The organism is Thiosulfatihalobacter marinus (assembly GCF_016019955.1).
Classification (GTDB): domain Bacteria; phylum Pseudomonadota; class Alphaproteobacteria; order Rhodobacterales; family Rhodobacteraceae; genus Shimia; species Shimia marinus_A.
Genome location: NZ_JAECRZ010000001.1, coordinates 359,042 through 383,509, shown reverse-complemented (window position 1 = coordinate 383,509; position 24,468 = coordinate 359,042). Strand labels below are relative to the sequence as shown.

Sequence of the window (24,468 nt, the reverse complement as noted above, 5' to 3'; positions counted from 1 at the left end):
TCTATCTTTCGCGGGTTTGCCTTGCCGGCGATTTCCCTTGCCGGCGCGCGCCGCTCCAAAGCCGGGTGCCACTGGCCTCGCGCACGGTGCGGAACATCGGCTGACCGTTGCGCATCCGGATGGCCACCGCGCCCAGCCGTTTCAACCGGGCGGGATCGTAAACATCACAGGGCCATTCCCCGCCAGCCTGTTCCGAAAATACCGCCACATCCCCCGGTGCGCACCCATCGAACCCGGCCAGCCCGGTCTTGCCCTGCACATGGATCAGGCGCCCCGTTTCGCCCAGATCAACGATGCGCACGCCCTTCCGGCTTTCCGCCGACGGGGCCCGCCACAGCCCCGCTGCCCTGGCCTGATCCAGCGCCGAGCCGTCGTTTTCCAGCCAGTTGCGCGCCACGAACCCCTGTCCGCGCGGCTTGGACAGCGCGCGGCCCTGCACGGTCATCACCCCAACCAGCGCCCCGCTATCGGCAATCAGCACATCCGGGCGGCGCGCCTGCGTCCAGCCCGCCAACGCCAGCACCATCACCACAACCCCGGCCCACCGCGCCTTGCCCTGCCACAGCCCCAGCCCCAACGCGCCCGACGCCAGCACCGGTATCACCCAGCCCGGCGGGCTGGGCACCGTGCCACGCGCGCCCTCCAGCCCGGCAACGAATTCCGCCACGCCCAGTATCCAGCGCAGCCCCAGCGCCATCGGCACAAGCCCGATCTGCTCCAGACCCAGCGGCGCCAACAGCCCCGCCGCCACGGCCGAGGGCACCACCACCATGCCCATGACCGGCACCGACACCAGGTTGGCAGGCAGGCCATAATGCGCCACCTGGTTAAAGAACGCCGCCGCAAAGGGCGCCGTGGCCAGCCCGGCCACCAGCGACGAGAGGAACACCGCCGCCACCGGCCGCATCCAGCGTGGCCCCAGCGCGATCTCGCGGTCACGCAACCATCCAAAACAGATCACGAGCGCCGTTGTCGCGGCAAAGGACATCTGAAATCCCGGCCCCAAAAGCGCCTCGGGACGCAACACCAGAACCACCAGCGCCGCCATCGCCACCGCCCGCAGGCTCAGCGCCCGGCGATCGAACAGGATCGCCATCAACATCACCGCTGTCATCACGAATGCCCGCTCGGTCGACACGCTGCCCCCCGACAGCATCAGATATCCCGCCGAAGCCACCAGCGCCGCCACCGCCGCCACCTTGCGCGTGGGGATCCTCAACGCCACCGCCGGCACCAGCGCCAGCCCCACCCGCACAGCGCCAAACACGAACCCGGCCAACAGCCCCATGTGCAAACCGGAAATCGCCAACAGATGCGCCAGGTTCGATATCCGCAGCGCCTCGATGGTCGACAGCGCAATGCCGGACCGGTCCCCGGTTGTCACGGCCGCGCCGAACCCGGCCACATCGGCGGGCATCCGCGCCTGAATTGCCCCCGACAGCCACATGCGAAAGGCAAACACGTCCCGCCGCCCGGCGGGTGGCCCCAGTTCCAGCACGGGGCTGCGGGTATAGCCCACCGCGCCAAGCCGCTGAAACCAGGCATGGCGCCGGAAATCGAACCCGCCCGGCTCCACCGGCCCGTTCGGGGCCGACAGGTGGCCGCTCAGCCCCACCCGCAGTCCCGGCGCCGGATCGATATAGCCTTGGGATCCGTGCAACGACACCCGCACCCGGCGCGGCGTGTCGGCGGGGGCAATGCCCTTGAGCACCACATTGGCCAGGGTCAGGCGCACCGCGTCCGAGGCCGACCGGTCTATCCCCACCACGGTGCCTTCGACCGGCCCGTAATAGCGCCAGGTCAGAACCGGCCCGGCCACCGCATGCGCCCGCGCCCCGGCCAGCGCAAACCCCGCCACCAACAGCGCCAGCGCCCAAAGCAACGGACCAGAGACCGCGCCGCCGCGCAGCGCACCGGCGCCAAGGCACATCGCCCCGATACCCGCGCCCCACAGCGCCGCAACCGGCGGTTCGCGCCGCAACAGGAAATACAGACCGATCCCAACCCCAAGGAAAACCGGTGCCCAGGCAAACAAATGCCCCCTCTGCCCCAGCAGGGCCAGCCGGATCTCGTTGACGGCGCGCAAGCCTTGTCCTCTCTCGGGCGGGTCGATAGACAGGCGCCAACGCTAGATCATGCATGGTTACCGAAAGGTTAAGCTCCCCGATGTCAGCCCAGGTCGTCACCCGTTTCGCCCCATCCCCCACCGGTTTCCTGCATATCGGCGGCGCGCGCACCGCGCTGTTCAACTGGCTCTACGCCCGTGGCCGGGGCGGCAAGTTCCTGCTGCGGATCGAAGATACGGACCGCGCCCGCTCCACCCCCGAGGCAACGGCCGCCATCCTGCAAGGGCTGGCCTGGCTGGGCCTGGATCACGATGGCGACGTGGTGTCCCAGTTCGAGGGCGCCGCGCGTCACGCCGAGGTGGCGCACCAGCTTCTGGCCCAGGGCAAGGCGTATAAATGCTTTGCCACGCAGGACGAAATCGCCGCCTTCCGCGAACAGGCCCGCGCCGAGGGAAGATCGACCCTCTATCGCAGCCCCTGGCGCGATGCCGACCCGGCAACCCATCCCGACGCCCCCCACGCGATCCGCATCAAGGCGCCTCTGACCGGCGAAACCGTGATCCGCGATCAGGTCCAGGGCGATGTCACCATTCGCAACGACCAGCTTGACGACATGATCCTGCTGCGCTCGGACGGCACGCCGGTCTACATGCTGGCGGTGGTTGTCGATGACCATGACATGGGCGTGACCCACGTGATCCGGGGCGACGACCATCTCAACAACGCGGCGCGCCAGATGATGATCTATCAGGCCATGGGCTGGGACGTGCCGGTCTGGGCGCATATTCCGCTGATCCACGGACCGGACGGCAAGAAGCTGTCCAAGCGCCACGGCGCGCTGGGGGCCGGGGAATACCAGAAGATGGGCTATCCGGCGGCGGGAATGCGCAACTACCTCGCGCGCCTGGGCTGGAGCCATGGCGATGACGAATATTTCACCGATGCGCAGGCCCGGGCGTGGTTTGATCTTGACGGAATCGGCAAAAGCCCGGCCCGGTTCGACACCAGAAAGCTGGAAAACCTCTGCGGCCAGCACATCGCCGCCGCGGACGATGCCGCACTGCTGCAAGAATTGCAGGAATTTCTCGTCGCAACAGGGCTGCCCCCCCTCAGCGACGAAAAGTCCACCCTTTTGGGGACTGCGATGTATTGCCTCAAAGAGCGCGCCAAGACCTTCCCGGAACTTATTGAAAAAGCTCACTTTGTATTGGCCGATCGCCCGCTGGAACCGGATGCGAAGGCCGCGAAAAACCTTGATTCAGTATCCCGTGGTATACTGACAGAATTGACGCCGCAGCTGCAAAATGCTAGCTGGACGCGAGACGGTTTGGAGGCTGTCACAAGCGCTTTCGCAGAAGCCCGCGAAATCAAGTTCGGCAAGATGGCTGGTCCCTTGCGGGCGGCGCTTGCGGGGCGCGCGGTGACACCAAGCGTATTCGACATGATGCTGGTCCTGGGCCGCGAGGAAACGCTCGCCCGCCTGATGGACGCGGCCCGATACGAAGCGGCGGCGCAAGACGGCTGATCGGGTTGCGTCCCACCTAACAAGCAACGCTCGCGTGATCCGCGCTCGGGCATGAAGATGAAGGGAAATTGAATGTCTGACACTCAGAAAACCGCGACTTTGACGATCGACGGTCAAAGCTACGAACTGCCGATCCATTCGCCCACTGCGGGGCCGGATGTGCTGGACATTCGCAAGCTCTATGGCCAGGCTGGCGTGTTCACCTATGACCCCGGCTTCACCTCGACTGCGGCCTGCGACTCGACCATCACCTATATCGACGGTGAAAAAGGCGAACTGCTGCACCGCGGCTACCCGATCGACCAGCTGGCGGGCAAATCGCACTATCTCGAAGTCTGCTATCTGCTGCTCTACGGCGAACTGCCCTCGGCGGCCGAGCTTGAGGATTTCGAGCGCACGATCACCCGCCACACCATGATCCACGAACAGATGCACAACTTCTTCCGCGGCTTCCGCCGCGACGCGCATCCGATGGCCACCATGGTGGGCGTGGTCGGTGCCATGTCGGCCTTCTACCACGATTCGACCGACATCAGCGACCCGCGCCAGCGCGAAGTTGCCAGCCACCGCCTGATCGCCAAGATGCCGACGATTGCGGCGATGGCCTATAAATACTCGATCGGCCAACCGTTCATGTATCCGCGCAACGATCTCGATTACGCGGCCAACTTCCTGCACATGTGCTTTGCCGTCCCGGCCGAAGAATACCATGTCGATCCGATCCTCAGCCGCGCCATGGACCGCATCTTCACCCTGCATGCCGATCACGAACAGAACGCCTCCACCTCGACGGTGCGCCTGGCCTCGTCTTCGGGCGCCAACCCGTTCGCCTGTATCGCCGCCGGCATCGCCTGCCTCTGGGGCCCGGCCCATGGCGGCGCCAACCAGGCCTGCCTGGAGATGCTCAAGGAAATCGGCTCGCCGGAAAACATCCCGGAATATATCGCCCGCGCCAAGGACAAGAACGATCCGTTCCGTCTGATGGGCTTTGGCCACCGCGTCTACAAGAATTTCGACCCGCGCGCGACGGTCATGAAACAGTCCGCCGACGAGGTGCTGGAACTTCTGGGCGTCGAGAACAACCCGATCCTGGCCACCGCCAAGGAACTCGAGGCCGCCGCCCTGGCCGATCCCTATTTCGCCGAGAAAAAGCTGTTCCCGAACGTCGATTTCTACTCGGGCATCATCCTCGAGGCGATGGGCTTCCCCACGTCGATGTTCACCCCGGTTTTTGCGCTGTCGCGCACCGTCGGCTGGATTTCCCAGTGGAAAGAGCAGCTGTCCGATCCGGCCCACAAGATCGGCCGCCCGCGCCAGCTCTACCTGGGCGAAACCGAACGCGACTACGTGGATATCGAAAACCGCTGATCCCGGCGTCACTGATCTGCCAAGGGGCCGCTCTTTCGGGCGGCCCCTTTTTCGTGGGCTTGCGGTCTGGCGCAAAGGCGCCTATGTCCCGCCCATGGTCCGCAGTTCACCAAGGCGCCGCCGGTCATCCGACCACGCTAAACCTGTTTGATACCACCGACAGCACCCTTTGTTCGTGCCGTCGACAAGGGCGGCCATCGACCCCTCCGGGGCGGCACAGTGCCAAAAGGATGCTCGGCCATGTCCAAAGACGTGACGCCACTTTTCATTGACGATATCTCCGGCTTTGCGCGGATTTTGCGCAAATCGCTTTCCCAGACCGAGGCCCTGCCCGGCCATGCCGCAATGCTGACGCTGATTGCCAAGGCAGCAGGCTATCGCAACCACCAGCATCTGCGCTCCGCACAGCCATCCGCGCCGGATCTGGACGAACTCGCGCTAAAACGCGCCATGCGGGTTTTTGACGACACCGGGCGCATGGCGCGCTGGCCGAAATGGACCAAGGTTCAGGGTCTGTGCCTCTGGCCGTTCTGGGCACGGCTTCCGGCGCATCGCAAGATGACGGAAAAAGAGGTCAACACCATACTGAAAGAGGGTCTGGCCTTTCCGGATCACGTCCTTGTGCGGCGCTCGTTGATCGACCACGGGCTTGCCACGCGGGCCACCGACGGTTCCGCCTATCGACGTGTAGAACGCAAACCCACCCCCGAGGCACTGGCCCTCATGGCGCATCTGCGCGGCTGACGACGGATCAGCGCCCCTCGTAATTCGCGGGGCGCTTTTCCAGAAACGCCAATACGCCTTCCTGGAAATCGCGTGTCTTGCCCAGACGGCCCTGCAACCGGGCCTCGTTTTCCATCTGGCCGATCCAGTCCTTGTCCCAGCTTTCGCGCATCGCCTGCTTGATACGGGCATAGGCTTGTGTCGGTCCGTTGGCCAGATGCGCGGCCCTCTCGCGCCAATGCGCGTCAAACACATCGTCCCCGACCGATTCCCAGATCATGCCCCAGTCATCGGCCTGGCGGGCGGAGATCCTGTCGGCGAACAATGCCGCGCCCATCGCCTTGGCCATGCCCATGGCGCGCGGCAACACATAGGTGCCCCCCGCATCCGGCATCAGCCCAATCCGGGCAAAGGCCTGCAAAAAATAGGCGCTCTGGGCGGCAATCACCACATCCGCCGCCAACGCTAGGTTCGCACCCGCCCCCGCCGCGGCGCCGTTTACCGCGCTGATCGTGGGCACCGGGCATTCCCGAATGGCGCGGATCATCGGCGTATATTCATCCCGCAGCCCCCGCTCCAGATCCATCGACGCCGCGCTGCCGCCGTCGCCCAGATCCTGCCCCGAGCAGAACGCCTTGCCCGCGCCGGTCAGAACCACAACCCGCGCATTGCGCCCGGCGTCGATCACCGCGTCGGTGATCTCGGCCCGCATCTGCTGGGTCAGCGCGTTCATCGTGTCGGGCCGGTCCAGCGTCACGATCGCCACACCGTCCGAGTTGCTCACTGAGATGGTTTCATAATTCATTCGCGTGCCTCCGCTGCCATTACCAGCCTGGCATCGCATTTCGCGTGCTCCAAGCCGGACCTCACGTCAGTCTTTCAGGATTTCCTTCAGTCGCGCCTCTTCCTGCGCGCTCAGCCCACCCGCATGGCGCGGGGGCGCCAGGCTGCGACGCCGCAGGTATAGCCCCGACATGATCAGCGCAAGGCCAAGCGCCGCGGGGCCCGCCGCCCACAGCAGGATATTGGACCCGCCGGTTCGCGGCCGCAACAGCACATATTCACCAAAGCGATCCACCACATAGTCGACAACTTCCGTGTCACTGTCTCCGGCGACCAGCCGTTCGCGCACCAAAAGACGCAGATCGCGCGCAAGATCGGCGTTCGATTCGTCAATGTTTTCGTTGCGGCACACCAGACAGCGCAACTCCTTCGAGATTTCCCGCGCCCGGCTTTCCAGCACCGGATCGTCCAGAACTTCGTCGGGTTGCACCGCCCAGACAGCGCCCGCCAGCATCACGACCCAGATCAGCGGGGCCATCGCCTTGCGCAACCGGATCATTGCGCGGGCACTCCCCTGATCGCAGCCTTGCGCCCCCCGGCCGCCACGCGATAGCGCCGGTCCGACAGGCTCAGCCCGCCACCCAACGCCATCATCAACGTGCCGATCCAAAGCCAGCTGGTCAGCGGCTTGCTATAGCTGCGCAAAGTATACCCGCCGCCCAGCTGAGCATCCCCCAGGACCACGTAGATATCGCGCAAGAGCCGGTAATGGATCGCGGCCTCCGTTGTCGGCGTGTTCGATACCGAATACACCCGCTTTTCCGGCTGCAATACCGTCACGTCGCGCCCGTCCCTGCGCAGGCGCACATCGGCCATCGTCGACCGATAGTTCGGCCCCTGCACGTCACGCACGCGCTCCAGTGTGAACTCGTAGCCGGCAAACTCGAACGGATTGTTCGCAAACGCAACGCGGATGTCCTCTTTTTCCCACGCCCAAAGCCCGGCAACGGCGAATATCGTCACGCCCAGCCCCGCATGGGCCACGGCCTTGCCCCAGTCGGCCCGCGGCAGCCGCGCCAGCCGCCGCAGACGGGCGCCCCGCGCCCCGCGGCCGGTGCGTGTATACAGGTCGGTCAGGGCGCCAAAAACCAGCCACGCCCCCAGGAAGAGCCCGACCGGCCCCAAAAGGGTGCGCCCGCTCTGCATCGCCCAGGCCAGACCAGCCAGCCCCAGCGCCAGCACAAGCGCCGGGATCAGCGGCCGCATCGCCTTGCCCAGCCTTGCCCGTTTCCAGGGCAGTATCGCCCCAACGGGCAGGATCACCCCCATGGCCACGACAAACGGCGTGAACGCCGTGTCAAAAAACGGCGCCCCCACGCTCAGCTTGCGCACGAAGAAGATATCGCTCACCAGCGGCCAGATCGTTCCGACAAACACCACGAAACAGCTCACCGCCAACAGGACATTGTTCACGACCAGCGCGCTTTCGCGGCTGACCATGCCAAAGATCCCCTTTGCCTCCATCGCCGAGGCGCGCGCCGCGAACAACACCAGCCCGCCCCCGGTGAACAGCGCCAGAATGGCCAGGATGAAAACCCCGCGCTCCGGATCATTGGCAAAGGCATGAACCGAAGTGATCACCCCCGACCGCACAAGAAATGTCCCGATCAGCGAAAACCCAAAGGCCAGAATCGCCAACAGGATGGTCCAGCTCTTCAGCGCCTCACGCTTTTCCACCACGATCGCCGAATGCAACAACGCCGCCGCCAGCAGCCACGGCATGAAAGACGCGTTCTCCACCGGATCCCAGAACCAGATCCCGCCCCAGCCCAGTTCGGAATAGGCCCACCACGACCCCAACACGATACCAAAGGTCAGGAACACCCATGCCGCCAGCGTCCATGGCCGCACCCAACGGGCCCAGGCGGCGTCCACCCGCCCCTCGATCAGGGCGGCAATGGCAAAGGAAAACGACACGCTCAGCCCCACATAGCCGAGATACAGAAACGGGGGATGCAGCGCCAACCCCGGATCCTGGAGGATCGGGTTCAGGCCGCGCCCGTCAAGCGGCGCCACGCTCATGCGCTCGAACGGGTTGGACGTGAACAGGATGAACCCGTAAAACGCAACCCCCACCGCCGCCTGCACCGACAACGCCCGCGCCCGCAATCCGGGCGGAAGATTGCCGCCAAACCACGCCAGGCAGGCGCCGAACAGGGTCAGAATGAAGACCCACAACAACATCGACCCTTCGTGATTCCCCCAAACCCCCGTCACCTTGTAAAGCACCGGCTTGAGCGAGTGCGAATTCAGGTTCACCAGTTGCACGGTGAAATCCGAGGTCACGAACGCATAGGTCAGCGCCCCAAAGGACAGGCCGGTAAAGAAAAATTGCAGCCCTGCCGCCGGCCGCGCAACGGCCATCCAGCCGGGCCAGCGGTTATGGGCACCAATCAGCGGAACGACCGCCTGCACCATGGCGGTGAAGGCGGCCAGTATCAGGGCAAAATGGCCAAATTCTACGATCATGGCCAATGTATAGGCCGGGTCAAAGTCGCGGCCAATGGCTTTTGTCAAGTCGGCACCCTATCGGGCGCGGCTCTTTGTCCACTCTGCCAGCGCCGCGTTCTCCTCGGCGCCGCCGGTCCCGTCCTCCAGCGCGCGCACCGCGCGGATGTTGTCCACCACGCGCGGCACCTGCGCCATGGTTCCGGCGATGCTGCGCTGGAATTCCTGGCCCTTGGCCTGGTGGCGCGCGCCGAAATAGAAACTCACCACCACGCCCAACAGCCACCACAGCGGCTCCGGAACAAGCGCGATCCCCGCCATGCGTTCGGCAAACCACACCGGGCTGATCATGGCCGACACGATCAGCCCCAGACAGCCCAGCGCCATGGCCGGACGCGGCAGCCGGTTCACGCCATCCATGATCCGGTCAAACCTTCCGCGCCCGGCCTGTCGAAACTCTGCCGCGAATCCCTCCATTGCCGCGATCTGCACCTCCTGGGCCCGTCCCGCGCCGGCCTCGGCATTCTCGCGAAACACCTCGGCGGTTTGCGCCACCACGTTGCGCCCGCCGCCAAAAAACGCCGACAATATCCGCTCGATCAGTCCCATGCCGCCACCCGCTTGTGAAACTCCGCCGCGCTCATGTGATAACGGGGCGAAATGAACACTTCGGCGCGTTCGATCCAGCCGCCCTTGCCACCCGACCGGCTGCGCGCGTATTTGCGTGAGGCCGGGCGCTGGTCGGCCAGTCGGAAATAATAGTTGCGCCGCGCGATCCCGTAGGCATCCGCGAGGTGATCGGGCGCCGCCGCTGCCGCCGCCTGGCTGGCAGCAACGGTTTGCGGCCCGATCGCGCCGTCCACGTCCACGCGATGCCCCATCTGGCCCAGCAGGCGTTGCAGGATCTTCACCGCATTCGCGCCCGCGTTGACATACATGTCGAACACCGACGCTTGCAGCACTTCGGGCAGCCTTGCGATCCCGGGACGCTGAAAATAGTATTCCATGAACACCCGTACCGCATCCTCGCGGCTCAGCGCGCGCAGGTCGCTCACGTCCACGTCGCCATCGCCGTCCTTGTCCAGCCCGACCCGGCGCGCGGTCTCGATCGTGACCCCGTATTTCGTGGCCCCCCCCGGATCGTCCGGGTCATTCACGAACCCGCCTTCGCGGTCGATTATCTCTCGGGCTATCTGACGAACGTCCAGCATGGCAGCTCCTCGCGCTGATCTCGGTGCGCCACAGATTGCCGCAAAGGCGTTAACACCGCCCAAGACCACCGTACGCCCCGCCCCGATCCCGGCACGAAAAAGCCCGCCGTCAGACAACGGCGGGCGCGCGACCTGTGGTTCCGGCGGACCCTCAGGTGCCTTCTTCGGGCTCCACATAGACCCCCTGCGCCTTCAGCGCATCCACCACTTCGCGGGGCATATAGCTTTCGTCGTGCTTGGCCAGGATTTCATCCGCTTCGAACACGCCGTTGATGTAACGGCCCGTACCAACCATGCCCTGCTTTTCCTCGAACAGGTCCGGCAGCACACCGGCATAGGTCACCTTGATCGACGCGCCGCCATCCGTCACCGAAAAGGTCACGATCTCGCCCTCTCCGCGCTTCAGCGTGCCCTCCTCGACCAGCCCGCCAATACGGAAAACCTCGCTGGCGGGGGGCGGCGATTCGGCCACTTCGCTGGGCGAGCGGAAGAAATTGATCCCGTCCTGCATGGCATACCCGATCAACGCCGTCGACACGGCCAGCGCCACGAAGGCGACAATGATCACCTGGATTCTGCGTCGTTTCTTGAGGTTCTTCATCCTCTATCCCCTTCTTGGGCCTTACGGGAAGACCGGCGCCAACATCAGGCCCTCTGTTTCCTCTTCCCCAAGCATCAGGTTCGCGTTCTGCAATGCCTGCCCGCTTGAGCCCTTGGTCAAATTGTCCAGTGCCGCGATCACGATCACGCGGCCCTCGATCCGGTCCGCAACCACGCCGATATGGCAGAAGTTCGAGGCCCGGATATGTTTCGTGCTCGGCGTTTCGCCAAATGGCAGTACCCTGATGAACGGCTCGTCAGCATAAACCGCCGACAGTGTATCATATATTTCGCGCGCATCACCGTGCACATAGCCGGTCCCCAGGATCCCCCGGTTCGCAGGCACCAGATGCGGCGTGAACTGGATCTTCACCTCGCGGCCTGCGATCTTGCTGAACTCCTGGTCGAACTCGCCCAGATGCCGGTGCGTGCCACCCACGGCATAGGCGTGATACCCTTCGCTCAGCTCGGCATGCAAAAGGTTCTCCTTCAGCGACCGGCCCGCCCCCGATACAGCACATTTCAGGTCCAGTATGACATGATCAAAGTCAATTACACCGGCTTTGAACAAAGGCGACAGGATATACTGCCCGGTCGCCGCGTTGCATCCCGTCCCGGCCACAAGCCGCGCCTTGCGGATCTCGTCACGGTAGAATTCGGTCAGCCCGTATACCGCCTCTGCCTGACACTCCAGCGCGTCATGTTGCCCGCCATACCAGCGCGCGTATTCCTCCGCGTCACGCAGCCGGAAATCCGCCGACAGGTCCACGATCTTCAGCCCCTTGGGCAGATCACGGATCACAGCCTGGCTCGTCGCGTGGGGCAAGGCGCAGAAACACATATCCACCGCGCCGAAATCAATTTCGTCTATTCTGCAAAGGGTTGGCAGATCCATATGGCGCAGATGCGGAAACACGGCGGCCATCTCCATGCCTGCCTTGCGATCGGCTGACAGCGCCACGATCTCCATGTTGGGATGGGTGGCAATCAGCCGGACAAGTTCCGCGCCGGTATAGCCGCTGGCGCCCAGTATCGCGATTTTGTGGGTCATGATCAGACCGCTTCCTTTCCAAAACACGCCCACCGGCGTGCCCGCCCTCTCTTCGGGGTCGGTATGTAGTTCAGATTTGTGCAAATTACGAGAGCCACCGGCTCAGACAGACTGAAATGTGATCTGTCGTCGCAGGAAATGCGTGGCCCGGTCCGACACGCGGCGCGCGTCCCCCGTGGTCAGGAAAAGCGACTCGGTGCCGCTGCCCTTCATTTTCGGATGCCGCTCAAGATAGTCGGCCAGCGATTCGGCCACCAGATTGGCTTGCGAATACACTTTCACATCCGCCCCCAGCGCGTCCTGGAACGTGTCATGCATCAACGGATAATGTGTGCAGCCCAGGATCGCCGCCTCGGGATGCGGCATCTTGCGTTTCAGCGCGTCCACATGGCTGCGCACCAGCGCCTCGGCCAGGATCAGATCGCCATCCTCGATCGCATCCACCACGCCGCCACAGGCCTGCGCCTCGACATCCACTCCGATCGCGCGAAACGCCAGTTCGCGCTGGAACGCCCGGCTCGCCACCGTGGCCGGCGTGGCAAACAGCGCCACATGCTTGACAGCCACTTCGCGCGGTGGCGAATTGTCGCCCCAGCTGCGCTCGGTCAGCGCCTCGATCAGCGGCACGAACACGCCCAACACCCGCTTGTCGGCAGGTATCCAGCGTTCCTGCATCCGCCGCAACGCCGCCGCGCTGGCTGTGTTGCAGGCCAGAATCACCAGGTCACATCCCGCCTCCCACATCCGTTCCACGGCGGCGGTTGTCAGATTGTACACGTCCTCGGCATCGCGCACCCCGTAAGGCGCATGGGCGTTGTCTCCGAAATAGACAAACGACTGTTCCGGCAAACGCTTGCGCACCGCCTCCAGAACCGTCAGGCCACCCAGGCCACTGTCAAAGATGCCAACTGCCATCGCACTGTCCAATCGTCGGGCTATGCCCGGTGTTTCTCTTCGAATTCAAACCCATAGCCGTTGGCCGGGATCGGTCTTGGCGACAAGTCATAGGTGCGTTGCCGCAGGAAGTCCATCAACCCGCGCGAGTCGCCGCCAAACCGGTCCAGATCGGCCCGCGCGATCGGCTTGCCAATCACCGCCTGAACCGGCGAATCCACCCGCTTGCCGAATTCCTTGATCAGCAGCCCCAGCCGCAGCGAACTGTGGACATGGCTGGCGATCTGGAACAGGCGGCTGTTGCGCCCCTCGAAATAGACGGGCACCACCTGCGCCTGCGACCTGGCGATCATCCGCGCTGTGAAATTGCGCCAGCCGGGATCCAGCGGGCGCCCGAACGGGCGCGCCGCCGTGCTCACCGTGCCGCCCGGGAAAACGCCGATTGCGCCACCCGCCTTCAGATAGTCCAGCGCCACCTGCCGCGTGCGCAGGTTCAACTTTATCGCGTCCCGATCCTCGTCAAAGGAAATCGGCAGCACGATCCGGTTGATCTCGTCGGCCTTCTGAAAGACGCTGTTGGCCAGAATGCGGAAATCGCCGCGCATTTCGCTCAGCATGTGGCCCATCATCATCCCGTCCAGAATGCCGAACGGATGGTTGGCCACAAGCAACAACGGCCCGTCGCGCGGAATGTCGTCCAGCGAACCGCCGATCACCTCCAGGCTGATCCCGTAGCGTGCCATCATCACACGCCAGAAATCCTGCCCGCGCGCCACATCGTCCTCGTACCCGGCGGCACGCCGGATCAGGCCCAGCCGCCCTGTGGCATTTTCCAACAGCCGAATAACGGTGCGCCCGCCCCGCGTGGCCGCAGAGTGGGCATAGCTGATTTCCCGAGTAACGTCGCCTTGCATCGCGCGGCCCCATTCAGGTGTCCTGCCCGCGATATACGCAGCTTCGCAAATCCTGAACAGGGCTCATTTTGCCGCGAGCTGTGGGGCGCGGCTATTCCGCCGCAGCCTTCACCGTGCCCGCATCTTTCAGCGCCGCAAGCAATTCCTCGCGCCGCTTGGCGGCCTTGGCCTCGTTGGCCTGCTTGACCGGTCCATACCCCCGGATCTGCAAGGGCAGTTCGGCCAGGGCAACCGCCGCATCCGAAGCTGCCTCGCCATGCCCGGCGATAACCTTCGCCATATCCGCCTCATATTGCGCGATCAGCGCGCGCTCCATCCGGCGCTCTGCGTTCCGGCCAAACACGTCCAGCGGCGTGCCGCGCAGCCCCTTCAGTCTGGCCAGAATCCTGAACAGGCGCACCATGCCCGGCCCGTATTCCTTTTTCAGCGGGCGCCCGTTCGGCCCCATCCTGGACAGGATCGGCGGCGCCAGATGGAATTTCATCGTGAAATCGCCTTCGAACACCTCTTCCGCCCTCGCCCGGCTTTCCAGATGCAGCCGCGCAACCTCGTATTCGTCCTTATAGGCCAGCAGCTTGTGATAGCCCTTGGCGACCGCCTCTTTCAGGCGCGCATCCTTGATGCCGTCCACCATCCGGCGATAGCGCCTGGCCAGCCGCTTGCCCTGGTACTTCACCAGATGATCGGCCCGGAACGCGATCTTTTCTTCCAAAGTCCTGGGTTTCTGCACCACCTTGGGGTCCAGCAGCCCCGCCGCCTCTTCCGGGTACAACACCGCCCAGCGGCCGATCTCAAAGGCGCGCAGGTTCTTTTCCACCGCCGCGCCGTTGATCTCGATCGCCGCCGTGATCGCCTCGTGGCTCACCGGCACCAGCCCGTTCTGCCAAGCCGCGCCAAACACCATCATGTTCGAGAATATCGAATCGCCCATGACGATCCGCGCCAGTTCCGACGCATCGAACATCGCCAGCCGCTCGCGAATTCGCGCCTGAAGCGCGACTTCCAGACGCCCGGTGGGCAGGCGGAATTCCGTGTCCTGGGTAAACGATCCGGTGATGATCTCGTGGCTGTTCACCACCGCGCCCGTGCGCCCCGTGCTGGTCAGGCCCAGCGTCTTGGCCCCGGCGCTTACCACCAGGTCGCCCCCGATCAGCGCATCCGCCTCGCCCGTTGCCACACGCACCGCGTTGATATCGCCCGGCGTTTCGGCCAGCCGGCAATGGATATGCACCGCGCCGCCCTTTTGCGCCAACCCGGCCATCTCCATCATGCCCGCCGCCTTGCCGTCAATCTGCGCGGCCTGTGCCAGCACCGCGCCGATGGTGACAACCCCGGTGCCCCCGACGCCGGTGATCACCACGTTATGGGTGCCCTCGATCGGCCCGATCCGCGGCATCGGCATCTGAGGCAGATCAAGCTGCGCCGTCACCCCCTTGCGGATTGTGCCGCCCTCGATGGTCAGGAAGCTCGGGCAGAATCCGTTCAGACAGCTGAAATCCTTGTTACAGCTGGACTGGTTGATCTTGCGCTTGCGCCCCAGCTCGGTCTCGACCGGCTCGATCGAGATACAGTTCGACTGCACCCCGCAATCGCCACAGCCTTCGCAGATGTCGGTATTGATGAACACCCGGCGATCCGGGTCGGGAAACAGCCCCCGCTTGCGGCGGCGGCGTTTTTCGGCGGCACAGGTCTGCACATAAACAATAACCGATACACCGCTGATCTTGCGGCATTCCTCCTGCACGTTCATCAACTCGGCGCGTTCGTGGAACGTGATCCCACCGGGAAAGGCCGCCCGATCCACGTCTTCCTTTTCGTCATAGAGGACAAAGACCTTCTCCACCCCCATCGCACGCACTTCGCCGGCGATCTTCTGCGGGCTCAGATTGCCGTCATTGGCCTGCCCGCCGGTCATCGCCACAGCATCATTGAACAGGATCTTGTAGGTGATGTTGGTGCCTGCCGCCAAAGCCGCGCGAATGGCCTGCACGCCCGAGTGGTTATAGGTGCCGTCGCCAAGGTTCTGGAACACATGCGTCGTTTTTGAAAACGGCGCCTCGCCGATCCAGTTCGCGCCCTCGCCGCCCATATGGGTAAAGCCGACGGTCTCGCGATCCATCCACTGTACCATATAGTGACAGCCGATCCCGGCATAGGCCCGGCTGCCGTCCGGCACCCTGGTCGAAGAATTGTGCGGGCAGCCGGAACAGAACCAGGGCGTGCGCACGGCAATATCCTCGGCATTGTCCGCACGCCGCGCCTCGGTCAGCCTGGAAATCCCGGCCTTCACCGCGTCCGTACCACGGCCCTCCTCGATCAGGATCTCGCCAAGTTTCTCGGCAATCATGATCGGGTCCAGCGCGCCGCGCGTCGGGAACAGCTCGTCGCGGTGCATGCCGCCCGCGCCGCCCTTGTACCAGCCATAGACGCGATAGCGGTTGTCATCGAACAGCGCTTCCTTGATCTGGATCTCGATCAGCTTTCGCTTTTCCTCCACCACCACGATCAGGTCGAGCCCGTTGGCCCAGGTGTAAAACCCCTTCATGTCCAGCGGGAAAGTCTGCCCCACCTTGTATGTGGTGATGCCCAGCCGCTCGGCCTCGGCCGCATCGATCCCCAACAGGTCCAGTGCGTGCACCAGATCCAGCCAGTTCTTGCCCGCCGCGACAAAGCCGATCTTGGCACCGGGCTTGCCCCACATGCGCTTGTCCATCTTGTTGGCATGGGAAAATGCCTCGGCGGCAAAGCGTTTATAGTCGATCATCCGCGCTTCCTGCGCGTGCGGCGTGTCCCCAAGCCGAATGTTCAGCCCGCCCTCGGGCATGTCGAACTCCGGCACACCAAAAGACAAACGGTGCGGGTCGCCATCCACCACCGCCGTGGCCTCGATCGTGTCCTTCATGGTCTTCAGGCCAACCCACACACCCGCAAACCGCGACAAAGCGATGCCATAAAGCCCGTAATCCATGATCTCCTGCACACCCGCCGGTGACACGACCGGCATGTAGGCATCCACCAGCGCCCATTCGCTCTGATGCAGCACGGTCGAGCTTTCGCCGGTGTGGTCGTCGCCCATCGCCATCAGCACGCCGCCATATTGCGATGTGCCCGCCATATTGGCGTGGCGCATCACGTCGCCGGTGCGGTCCACCCCCGGCCCCTTGCCGTACCACAGGCCAAAGACGCCATCGAACCTGCCCTCGCCGCGCAGCTCGGCCTGCTGGCTGCCCCACAGCGCGGTGGCGGCCAGGTCTTCGTTCAGCCCCGACTGAAACCGGATGTCATGCGCCGTCAGCACTTTTTGCGCGCGCAGCATCTGGCTGTCCACCGCGCCCAGCGGCGATCCGCGATAGCCGGTCACATACCCGGCCGTGTTCAGACCGGCGGCCGTGTCGCGCACTTTCTGCATCAGCATCAGCCGCACCAGCGCCTGGGTGCCGTTCAACAGCACGTGGCGCTTTTCCAGGTCCAGCCTGTCGTTCAAGGAAACTTTCTGGATGCTCATCTTGCGCTCCCCTCGCTGGATGATCTCTTGTCTACAATATAGGCACATTATTAGGTCATAATATCTGACCTAAGCAAATATTTTTTCACCTGCCGGTCACAAAGGCGCTATCGCGTGGTTTTGTTTTTCACCTCTTTCGCCTAGACAAAAGAAAACGTCGCGAAAGTTACCCGGATGGATTGGGACAAACTCAGAATCTTCCACGCCGTTGCGGATGCCGGCAGCCTCACCCATGCGGGCGATGTGCTGCACCTGTCTCAATCGGCGGTGTCCCGGCAGATCCGGGCGCTTGAGGAATCACTTAACACCACCTTGTTTCACCGCCACGCGCGCGGGCTGATTCTCACCGAACAGGGGGAATTGCTGTTTGACGCGACCAAGTCCATGACCAAGCGGCTTGATGCCGCCTCCGCCCGAATCCGCGACAGCGAAGAGGAGGTGTTCGGCGAACTGCGCGTCACCACGACAACCGGATTCGGCACGCTCTGGCTGGCGCCGCGCCTGGCCAAGCTTTATGAAAAATACCCCGATCTCAATATCGACCTGATGCTCGAGGAAAAGGTGCTTGACCTGCCCATGCGCGAGGCCGACGTGGCCATCCGCATGAAAGAGCCCTCGCAGGCAGATCTGATCCGCAAGCGCCTGATGAGCGTGCGGATGCGCCTTTACGCGACCGAACAGCACCTGGCGCAAACCGGCCCCGTCAATGCGCTGTCCGATCTCTCCCGCCACCGCCTGATCTGTCAGAACATCACCTCCGAACAGGTCGGCGCCGGGGCCAGCTTCGTGCAAAGCCTGCTGGCCGACGATGTGCAATCGCTGCTTTACGTCAACAATTACTTCGGCGTCCTGCAAGCGGTTCTGCACGGGCTGGGCGTGGGGGTTCTGCCCGATTACGTGATTCAGGATTTTCCCGATCTGGTGCGCGTCCTGCCCGACATCGAATCCGCCGAAGTGCCGGTTTTCCTGGCCTACCCCGAGGAACTGCGCCAATCCAAGCGCATCGCCGCCTTCCGGGACTTTGTGCAGGAAGAAATCATTTCACACCGCAAGCAACTGGCGAACAAGGGAAATCCCTAAGCCATGCCTCCGGCGCATAGCAGCCATGCTGCACCTGCGACATAAAAAACCTTGAACGTTTCAAAACTGATCACTAATTCATCCCTTGAAGGCGATGATTGCTTAACAGCGCATCAACTTCATACCTCCCTGTTGGACTATGGCCGAGCTTGTTTGCTCGGCCTTTTTTTCGCCGCCCTTCTTTTGCGCGATTTCTGCAAAGTGAATGCATTTTTGGCCACCGGTGTTAATCTGGCGGTACAAATTGAATGAATCACAGATCGAGGGATAGATGTTCGCGCTTTTCAGAAAAGTCTTTGGCCTGATCACGGTCACGATCCTGCTTGCCGCGCCGCTGGCCGCTCAGGACGGTTCCGCGACCGCCCCGCAAATCGACCCAACCAAGATGACGCCACAGGCGATCGACGCCATGGTGGCGCGCATGTCCGATGATCAGGTCCGCGCGCTGCTGCTGGACCGGCTCGATGCCGTCGCTTCCGGCGCGCAGAAAGCGCCAGAGGTGGTCACGCTGGCCGACCGGGTCCAGAACCTCTGGACCGCCTTCACCACCCCCCTGACCGAGGTGGCGCAGAAACTCCCTGATACGTTTCAGTATCTGGGTGTGGCGCTGTCCCGCCAGATCGAAAAGGCCGCCGGATCGGGCGGATTGCTTACCTGGATTGGCCTGATCGCGCTTGTGCTGGCGATCGGCTTTGCGGCGGAATTCGCGGTCCGGGCCTACCTGATGCGCCGGGTGCGCCAACGGGTCGATCCCGACGGCGAGCAAAGCCTGCGCAACACGCTGCATTTCCTGTTCCGCCGCTTCCTGCGCGAGATTTTCGGCCTGATCATCTTTTTTGTCGTGATCCGGTTCTTTGGTCGGCTCTTGCTGACACCGGAAATGCTGCGCTTTGCGGCCCCTCTGGTGAGCTATCTGATCTGGATGCCGCGCCTTGCGGCGGCGGGCTCACGTTTTCTGCTTGCCCCGCATCGCGCCGATCTGCGCCTTGTCAACATAGATGACCACTGGGCGAAGTTCCTGCACCGCAATATCGTGGGGCTGGTGTTTCTGGGCGGCCTGACCCTGTTCAGCGTGACATTCCTTGCCGCCAACGGCGTGCCGCCGGGCAGCACGCGGCTCGGCTATATGATCGACAGCGCGCTGTATGTCTACATCATCATCATTGCCGTCACCGCGCGTGACGGCCTGCGCACGATGATGCTGGGCGCCGATCCCGATACCACCGCCTTTGACCGTCGCGTGGCCGATATCTATCCCGGATTCGCGATCCTGGTTGCCGCGGGCACATGGGTGCTTGTGACCACACTGATCGGCCTGGGCAAGGTCAGCGCCCTGCTTCAGGGGGCGCATTACACCACCATGGTCTTGCTGCTTGCCGCGCCCGTCATTGACACCGCCATCCGGGGCGTCGTGCGCCATGTCGTTCCCCCGATGACCGGCGAAGGGCCGGCGGCCGAAAGCGCCTATAAATCCACGAAACGCAGCTATGTGCGCATCGGGCGCGTCATCGCGATCGGCATCATAATGACCCTGATCGCCCGCGCCTGGGACATGACCATCGCCGAATTGCTGGCCGGCAGCGGCGGAATCGCGGACAACCTGTTCAGCTTCCTGATGACCGTGGTCGTGGGCTATGTCGCCTACGAGGCGGTCTCGCTCTGGATCAACAGCCGCATGGCCGCCGAAATGACCGCCCTTGGCATGAGCCAGGAAGATGCCGATGCCGAAATGGGCGGCGCCAGCGGTTCACGCTTGTCCACGGTGCTGCCGCTCATGCTGTTGACGGCGCGCGCCACAATCATCGTGGTCTTCGGCCTTCTGGCCATCGGCAATCTCGGCATCGATATCACCCCGCTTCTGGCCGGTGCCGGTGTCCTGGGTCTGGCCATCGGTTTTGGCGCGCAGAAACTGGTCACGGATGTGGTCTCGGGCGTGTTCTTCCTGATCGACGATGCCTTTCGCGTCGGCGATTATGTCGAGATTGACGGCACCATGGGCGCGGTCGAAAAGATCTCGATCCGCTCCATGCAGCTGCGCCACCACCGCGGCGCCGTGCACACGATCCCCTATGGCGAGATTCCCAAGCTGACCAACTATTCGCGTGACTGGGTGATCATGAAGCTGAAATTCACCGTGCCGTTTGATACCGATCCCAACAAGGTCAAGAAAATCTTCAAGAAGATCGGTCAGGAAATGATGGAGGATCCCTTGTACAAGGACGACTTCCTGCAACCCTTCAAATCGCAGGGCGTGTTCGACATCGATGATGTCGGCATGGTAATCCGGGGCAAGTTCATGGCCAAGCCGGGCAAACAGTTCATGATCCGCAAGGAGATCTACAACAAGATCAAGGCCGCCTTTGCCGAGGCCGGGATCGATTTCGCGCGCCGCGAAGTGCGCGTCGCCATCCCCGGGCTGGAGCATCACGATGATCTGAGCGACGACGAAAAGGCCGCCATCACCGCCGCCGCCGCCGGGGCCGCAGCCGCCACGGCCCAACCGCAAGAGCAAGGCCCCGCCGCCGCGCCCAAGGGGCCGGACTGATCCGCCGCAGCCTCCGACACACACTGTCGCGGGCGCCCGGATGCGCGCCCGCGCCCCCTTCCCCCCCTGCCCCACATGGCTTAAGAGACCCCCAAACATGCCTTTGGGGAATCGACTGTCATGCAGGAACCGGCCATCACCACCGATCTCATCCAAGCGCACGGGCTCAAGCCCGACGAATATCAGCTGATCCTCGAGATCATCGGCCGCGCGCCCACTTTCACCGAACTGGGCATTTTCTCGGCCATGTGGAACGAGCATTGTTCCTACAAATCCTCCAAGAAATGGCTGCGCACCCTGCCCACCGACGGCCCCCAGGTGATCTGCGGCCCCGGTGAAAACGCCGGCATCGTCGATATCGGTGACGGCGACGCCGTTGTGTTCAAGATGGAAAGCCACAACCACCCCTCCTATATCGAGCCCTATCAGGGCGCGGCGACCGGCGTGGGCGGCATCCTGCGCGATGTCTTCACCATGGGCGCGCGCCCCGTTGCGGCGATGAACTCGCTGTCCTTTGGGGAAACCGGCCATCCCAAGACCCGCCGCCTCGTCAATGGCGTGGTCGAGGGCGTCGGCGGCTATGGCAACTGTTTCGGCGTGCCCACTGTGGGTGGCGAGGTGCGTTTTCACCCCGCCTATAATGGCAACTGCCTGGTGAACGCCTTTGCCGCCGGTCTCGCCAGAACCGACAGCATTTTCTACTCCGCCGCCTCGGGTGTGGGCATGCCGGTGGTCTATCTTGGCGCCAAAACGGGCCGCGACGGCGTTGGCGGTGCCACCATGGCCTCGGCAGAGTTCGACGACACGATCGAGGAAAAACGCCCCACCGTTCAGGTTGGCGATCCGTTCACCGAAAAACGCCTGATGGAGGCGACGCTGGAGTTGATGCAAACCGGCGCCGTGATCTCGATCCAGGACATGGGCGCCGCCGGGCTCACCTGTTCGGCGGTGGAAATGGGCGACAAGGGCAAGCTGGGCGTGAAACTCAACCTCGAAGACGTGCCCCAGCGCGAAGACAACATGACCGCCTACGAGATGATGTTGTCCGAGTCGCAGGAACGCATGTTGATGGTGCTCAAGCCCGAGCTTGAGGCCGAAGCCCGCGCCGTGTTCGAAAAATGGGATCTGGATTTCGCCATCGTCGGCGAAACCATCGCCGAAGACCGCTTCCTGATCCTGCATCACGGCGAGGTCAAAGCCGATCTGCCCCTTTCGCCGCTTTCGGGCCGCGCCCCGGAATATGACCGGCCCTGGGTGGAAACCCCCGCCGCCGAGCCGCTCGCCGACGTGCCCCAAATCGATCCGATCGACGGTCTCAGGGGCCTGATCGCCTCGCCCAATTACGCGGGCAAGCAATGGGTCTATGAACAGTATGACACCATGGTCATGGCCGACAGCACCCGCCTGCCCGGACAGGGCGCAGGCATCATCCGCGTACACGGCACCGACAAGAAACTGGCCTTCACCTCGGATGTGACCCCGCGCTATGTGCGTGCCAACCCTTTCGAGGGTGGCAAACAGGCCGTGGCCGAAGCCTTCCGCAACCTCTGCGCCGTGGGTGCCAAACCGCTCGCCACCACCGACAACCTCAATTTCGGCAACCCCGAAAAGCCGGACATCATGGGCCAGTTCGTCGGCGCGATCAAAGGCATCGGCGAAGCTGTCGCCGCGCTGGACATGCCGATCGTGTCGGGCAACGTGTCGCTCTACAATGAAACCGACGGCTCCGCGATCCTGCCCACCCCCACCATCGGCGCCGTGGGCCTGATCGCTGCCGACGAAGCGCCGATCAACGGCACCGCCCGCGATGGCCATGTCGCCCTGCTGATCGGCGATACCGCCGGCCATCTGGGTCAGTCGGCCCTTCTGGCCGAAGTGTTCAACCGCGAAGACGGCGACGCGCCGCATGTCGATCTTGACGCCGAACGCCGCAACGGCGAATTCATCCGCGCCAACCGTGGCCTGATCAAGGCCTGCACCGATCTCTCCGACGGTGGCCTTGCGCTGGCCGCCTTCGAAATGGCCGAGGCGGCAGGTGTGGGGGTCCAGATCGACACCGACGACACCGCAACCCTTTTTGGCGAGGACCAGGCCCGCTATCTGGTGGCCTGCAATTTCGACCAGGCCGAGGCGCTAATGATCGCCGCCGGCCAGGCCGGCGTGCCGATTGCCACAGTGGGTAAATTCACCGGCGATCACATCTGGTTCGGCAATTCCGGCGCGCCGCTGGCCGATCTGGCCGAAACCTACCGCTCCGCTTTCGCCAGCGCCATCGCATAGGCGCCGGGTTGGCCGCCCCGCGCCGCGTACCCGGTCAAATCCGCGCACGCACCGGCGCGCGGCGGCGCCCCGCACCGATCCCGCTTGCACCCGCGCCACCGCGCGCCTAAATCTAGGGCAAGAAACAGGAAGGGATATACCCAATGACCATTCTCGCTTCCGATATCGAGGCCATGATCCGCCAAAGTTTCCCCGATGCCCGGATCACCGTGGTCGGCGACGACGGTGTGCATTTCTCCGCCGAAGTCATCGACGAAAGCTTTCGCGGCAAGAACCGTGTCCAGCAACAGCGCGCCGTCATGGCCGCGCTCAAGGGCAAGCTGGACGGGCCCAGCGGCGAAATCCACGCCCTTGGCCTGACCACCAAGGCCCCCGACTGATGACCGCCCCGCTCCTGATAGGCGGCGCGCTTTTCCTGTTGCTGCTTGCCGCCGCCGGGATCGAAGCCTATGTCAGGGGCCAGACAAGACGCCCCCTCGCCCGGTCCCGGCCCGACAGGATCTCTCAAAGAGCGCCGGGACAATTCGCAACCGATACCAGCCTGCTTCAGGACATGCTCCAGGACAGGCCGCGCCGATCCAAGGCGCAAAAGCACAAAAAAGGACTCTCAGGATGAGCGACGCCAAAACCCGCATCGACGAAACCGTGAAAGCCAATGACGTGGTGCTCTATATGAAGGGCACCAAGGACATGCCGCAATGCGGCTTTTCCTCGCGCGTGGCCGGCGTGCTGAATTACATGGGCGTCGATTTCGCCGATGTAAACGTGCTGGCCGACGAAGATATCCGCCAGGGGATCAAGGATTATTCCGACTGGCCCACCATTCCCCAGCTTTACGTCAAGGGCGAATTCGTGGGCGGCTGCGACATCATCACCGAGATGACGCTGTCGGGCGAACTGGACACACTGTTTGCCGAAAACGGTGTGACCTTTGACAAGGACGCCGCCGACCGCATTCGCGACGCCAACGGCTGATCCGGGCCGTTTTCCGCATCGGAAAACGCCGCCCCGGCGCATCCGCCGGGGCATTGTACTGTCAGCTCACAGCCTTGGGACCATCCGCGCCATGGTCCCGTCCCGATCATACAGCGCATGTTTCATCGCCCCCAGGACATGCAGCACCAGCGCCAGAACAAGAACCAGAACCCCAAGCGATTTGTGCACCCCCACCAGCGCGCCCTTGCCCGGACCGGCCGGCAACACCCTGAAAACATAGACCCCCATGATCAGCATCCCGATCATCAGTGCCGCCAGCACCCAATGGTTTACCCGGTTGACCCTGTCATACCCTGTCATCGCGGCCTTCATTTCTTCGCCTCCTGCAAATTTCCGTCATGGAATGCCTGTTCTACGCAGGACGCGCGTCTTTCCGTCACGCGGCATCAAAAAAGGGCCGCCACCCCGCGGCCCGGCCC

The 24,468-nt window shown here is 63.6% G+C and carries 20 protein-coding genes; 8 read left to right on the top strand and 12 right to left on the bottom strand.

Translation table 11 applies throughout. The features are described 5' to 3' along the window. Position 1: 1 nt before the first annotated feature. A complete protein-coding gene (locus tag I3253_RS01835; RefSeq protein ID WP_197915914.1) occupies positions 2-2,086 on the bottom strand; it encodes a ComEC/Rec2 family competence protein in 2,085 nt (694 codons plus the stop codon). A gap of 80 nt (positions 2,087-2,166) precedes the next feature. Here I3253_RS01835 and gltX point away from each other — a divergent pair, with 80 nt between their 5' ends. From gltX to I3253_RS01820, 3 genes are all read left to right on the top strand, one after another. Next, complete coding sequence (gltX, locus tag I3253_RS01830; protein ID WP_197915913.1) at positions 2,167-3,591, top strand: glutamate--tRNA ligase; 1,425 nt, start codon at positions 2,167-2,169, stop codon at positions 3,589-3,591. A gap of 72 nt (positions 3,592-3,663) precedes the next feature. Further along, on the top strand, positions 3,664-4,959 hold the full coding sequence (gltA, locus tag I3253_RS01825) for a citrate synthase (protein ID WP_197915912.1): 1,296 nt from the start codon (positions 3,664-3,666) through the stop codon (positions 4,957-4,959). Between the two features lie 240 nt (positions 4,960-5,199). Then, positions 5,200-5,703, top strand: a complete 504-nt coding sequence (locus I3253_RS01820) for a DUF2087 domain-containing protein (RefSeq protein WP_197915911.1) — start codon at positions 5,200-5,202, stop codon at positions 5,701-5,703. Positions 5,704-5,710: 7 nt separating this feature from the next. On the opposite strand, the gene I3253_RS01815 is transcribed toward I3253_RS01820, so the two are convergent. From I3253_RS01815 to I3253_RS01770, 10 genes are all read right to left on the bottom strand, one after another. Next, positions 5,711-6,487: an enoyl-CoA hydratase-related protein gene (locus tag I3253_RS01815; protein ID WP_197915910.1), complete on the bottom strand. Its 777-nt coding sequence runs from the start codon at positions 6,485-6,487 to the stop codon at positions 5,711-5,713. A 66-nt stretch (positions 6,488-6,553) separates the two neighbouring features. Beyond that, a complete protein-coding gene (locus tag I3253_RS01810; RefSeq protein ID WP_197915909.1) occupies positions 6,554-7,024 on the bottom strand; it encodes a cytochrome c-type biogenesis protein in 471 nt (156 codons plus the stop codon). Beyond that, entirely contained in the window at positions 7,021-8,994 is a 1,974-nt protein-coding gene (locus I3253_RS01805) for a heme lyase CcmF/NrfE family subunit (protein WP_197916160.1), read from the bottom strand. Before I3253_RS01805 ends, I3253_RS01810 begins: the two co-directional genes overlap by 4 nt. A gap of 57 nt (positions 8,995-9,051) precedes the next feature. Further along, positions 9,052-9,582: a holin family protein gene (locus I3253_RS01800; protein WP_197915908.1), complete on the bottom strand. Its 531-nt coding sequence runs from the start codon at positions 9,580-9,582 to the stop codon at positions 9,052-9,054. After that, complete coding sequence (locus tag I3253_RS01795; protein ID WP_197915907.1) at positions 9,573-10,184, bottom strand: holin-associated N-acetylmuramidase; 612 nt, start codon at positions 10,182-10,184, stop codon at positions 9,573-9,575. The genes I3253_RS01800 and I3253_RS01795 overlap by 10 nt, the downstream gene beginning before the upstream one ends. 151 nt (positions 10,185-10,335) lie before the next feature. Next, positions 10,336-10,785 (bottom strand): cytochrome c maturation protein CcmE, encoded by a 450-nt coding sequence (gene ccmE / locus I3253_RS01790; protein WP_197915906.1) that lies wholly within the window; start codon positions 10,783-10,785, stop codon positions 10,336-10,338. A gap of 21 nt (positions 10,786-10,806) precedes the next feature. Continuing rightward, a complete protein-coding gene (gene argC, locus I3253_RS01785) occupies positions 10,807-11,835 on the bottom strand; it encodes an N-acetyl-gamma-glutamyl-phosphate reductase (RefSeq protein WP_197915905.1) in 1,029 nt (342 codons plus the stop codon). A 102-nt stretch (positions 11,836-11,937) separates the two neighbouring features. Then, positions 11,938-12,750: a glutamate racemase gene (gene murI, locus I3253_RS01780; protein WP_197915904.1), complete on the bottom strand. Its 813-nt coding sequence runs from the start codon at positions 12,748-12,750 to the stop codon at positions 11,938-11,940. A gap of 20 nt (positions 12,751-12,770) precedes the next feature. After that, entirely contained in the window at positions 12,771-13,643 is an 873-nt protein-coding gene (locus tag I3253_RS01775; protein ID WP_197915903.1) for a lysophospholipid acyltransferase family protein, read from the bottom strand. A 91-nt stretch (positions 13,644-13,734) separates the two neighbouring features. Further along, positions 13,735-17,148, bottom strand: a complete 3,414-nt coding sequence (locus tag I3253_RS01770; RefSeq protein WP_197915902.1) for an indolepyruvate ferredoxin oxidoreductase family protein — start codon at positions 17,146-17,148, stop codon at positions 13,735-13,737. Between the two features lie 174 nt (positions 17,149-17,322). Between I3253_RS01770 and I3253_RS01765 the strand changes: the two genes are divergently transcribed. From I3253_RS01765 to grxD, 5 genes are all read left to right on the top strand, one after another. Continuing rightward, a complete protein-coding gene (locus tag I3253_RS01765) occupies positions 17,323-18,228 on the top strand; it encodes a LysR family transcriptional regulator (protein WP_197915901.1) in 906 nt (301 codons plus the stop codon). 271 nt (positions 18,229-18,499) lie between these two features. Next, on the top strand, positions 18,500-20,773 hold the full coding sequence (locus I3253_RS01760) for a mechanosensitive ion channel family protein (RefSeq protein WP_197915900.1): 2,274 nt from the start codon (positions 18,500-18,502) through the stop codon (positions 20,771-20,773). 120 nt (positions 20,774-20,893) lie between these two features. Further along, positions 20,894-23,053 (top strand): phosphoribosylformylglycinamidine synthase subunit PurL, encoded by a 2,160-nt coding sequence (gene purL / locus I3253_RS01755; protein WP_197915899.1) that lies wholly within the window; start codon positions 20,894-20,896, stop codon positions 23,051-23,053. 143 nt (positions 23,054-23,196) lie between these two features. Continuing rightward, complete coding sequence (locus tag I3253_RS01750; RefSeq protein WP_197915898.1) at positions 23,197-23,433, top strand: BolA/IbaG family iron-sulfur metabolism protein; 237 nt, start codon at positions 23,197-23,199, stop codon at positions 23,431-23,433. Positions 23,434-23,665: 232 nt separating this feature from the next. Beyond that, positions 23,666-24,028: a Grx4 family monothiol glutaredoxin gene (gene grxD / locus I3253_RS01745; protein ID WP_197915897.1), complete on the top strand. Its 363-nt coding sequence runs from the start codon at positions 23,666-23,668 to the stop codon at positions 24,026-24,028. A gap of 66 nt (positions 24,029-24,094) precedes the next feature. Here grxD and I3253_RS01740 read toward each other — a convergent pair whose 3' ends face one another. Beyond that, a complete protein-coding gene (locus I3253_RS01740) occupies positions 24,095-24,361 on the bottom strand; it encodes a cytochrome b/b6 domain-containing protein (protein WP_197915896.1) in 267 nt (88 codons plus the stop codon). Positions 24,362-24,468 lie beyond the last annotated feature (107 nt).

Excerpts from the sequence above, each read along its gene's own strand:
- gltX (WP_197915913.1), top strand. The coding sequence starts at position 2,167 with ATGTCAGCCCAGGTCGTCACCCGTTTCGCCCCATCCCCCACCGGTTTC.
- gltA (WP_197915912.1), top strand. The coding sequence starts at position 3,664 with ATGTCTGACACTCAGAAAACCGCGACTTTGACGATCGACGGTCAAAGC.
- I3253_RS01820 (WP_197915911.1), top strand. The coding sequence starts at position 5,200 with ATGTCCAAAGACGTGACGCCACTTTTCATTGACGATATCTCCGGCTTT.
- I3253_RS01815 (WP_197915910.1), bottom strand. The coding sequence starts at position 6,487 with ATGAATTATGAAACCATCTCAGTGAGCAACTCGGACGGTGTGGCGATC.
- I3253_RS01810 (WP_197915909.1), bottom strand. The coding sequence starts at position 7,024 with ATGATCCGGTTGCGCAAGGCGATGGCCCCGCTGATCTGGGTCGTGATG.
- I3253_RS01805 (WP_197916160.1), bottom strand. The coding sequence starts at position 8,994 with ATGATCGTAGAATTTGGCCATTTTGCCCTGATACTGGCCGCCTTCACC.
- I3253_RS01800 (WP_197915908.1), bottom strand. The coding sequence starts at position 9,582 with ATGGGACTGATCGAGCGGATATTGTCGGCGTTTTTTGGCGGCGGGCGC.
- I3253_RS01795 (WP_197915907.1), bottom strand. The coding sequence starts at position 10,184 with ATGCTGGACGTTCGTCAGATAGCCCGAGAGATAATCGACCGCGAAGGC.
- ccmE (WP_197915906.1), bottom strand. The coding sequence starts at position 10,785 with ATGAAGAACCTCAAGAAACGACGCAGAATCCAGGTGATCATTGTCGCC.
- argC (WP_197915905.1), bottom strand. The coding sequence starts at position 11,835 with ATGACCCACAAAATCGCGATACTGGGCGCCAGCGGCTATACCGGCGCG.
- murI (WP_197915904.1), bottom strand. The coding sequence starts at position 12,750 with ATGGCAGTTGGCATCTTTGACAGTGGCCTGGGTGGCCTGACGGTTCTG.
- I3253_RS01775 (WP_197915903.1), bottom strand. The coding sequence starts at position 13,643 with ATGCAAGGCGACGTTACTCGGGAAATCAGCTATGCCCACTCTGCGGCC.
- I3253_RS01770 (WP_197915902.1), bottom strand. The coding sequence starts at position 17,148 with ATGAGCATCCAGAAAGTTTCCTTGAACGACAGGCTGGACCTGGAAAAG.
- I3253_RS01765 (WP_197915901.1), top strand. The coding sequence starts at position 17,323 with ATGGATTGGGACAAACTCAGAATCTTCCACGCCGTTGCGGATGCCGGC.
- I3253_RS01760 (WP_197915900.1), top strand. The coding sequence starts at position 18,500 with ATGTTCGCGCTTTTCAGAAAAGTCTTTGGCCTGATCACGGTCACGATC.
- purL (WP_197915899.1), top strand. The coding sequence starts at position 20,894 with ATGCAGGAACCGGCCATCACCACCGATCTCATCCAAGCGCACGGGCTC.
- I3253_RS01750 (WP_197915898.1), top strand. The coding sequence starts at position 23,197 with ATGACCATTCTCGCTTCCGATATCGAGGCCATGATCCGCCAAAGTTTC.
- grxD (WP_197915897.1), top strand. The coding sequence starts at position 23,666 with ATGAGCGACGCCAAAACCCGCATCGACGAAACCGTGAAAGCCAATGAC.
- I3253_RS01740 (WP_197915896.1), bottom strand. The coding sequence starts at position 24,361 with ATGAAGGCCGCGATGACAGGGTATGACAGGGTCAACCGGGTAAACCAT.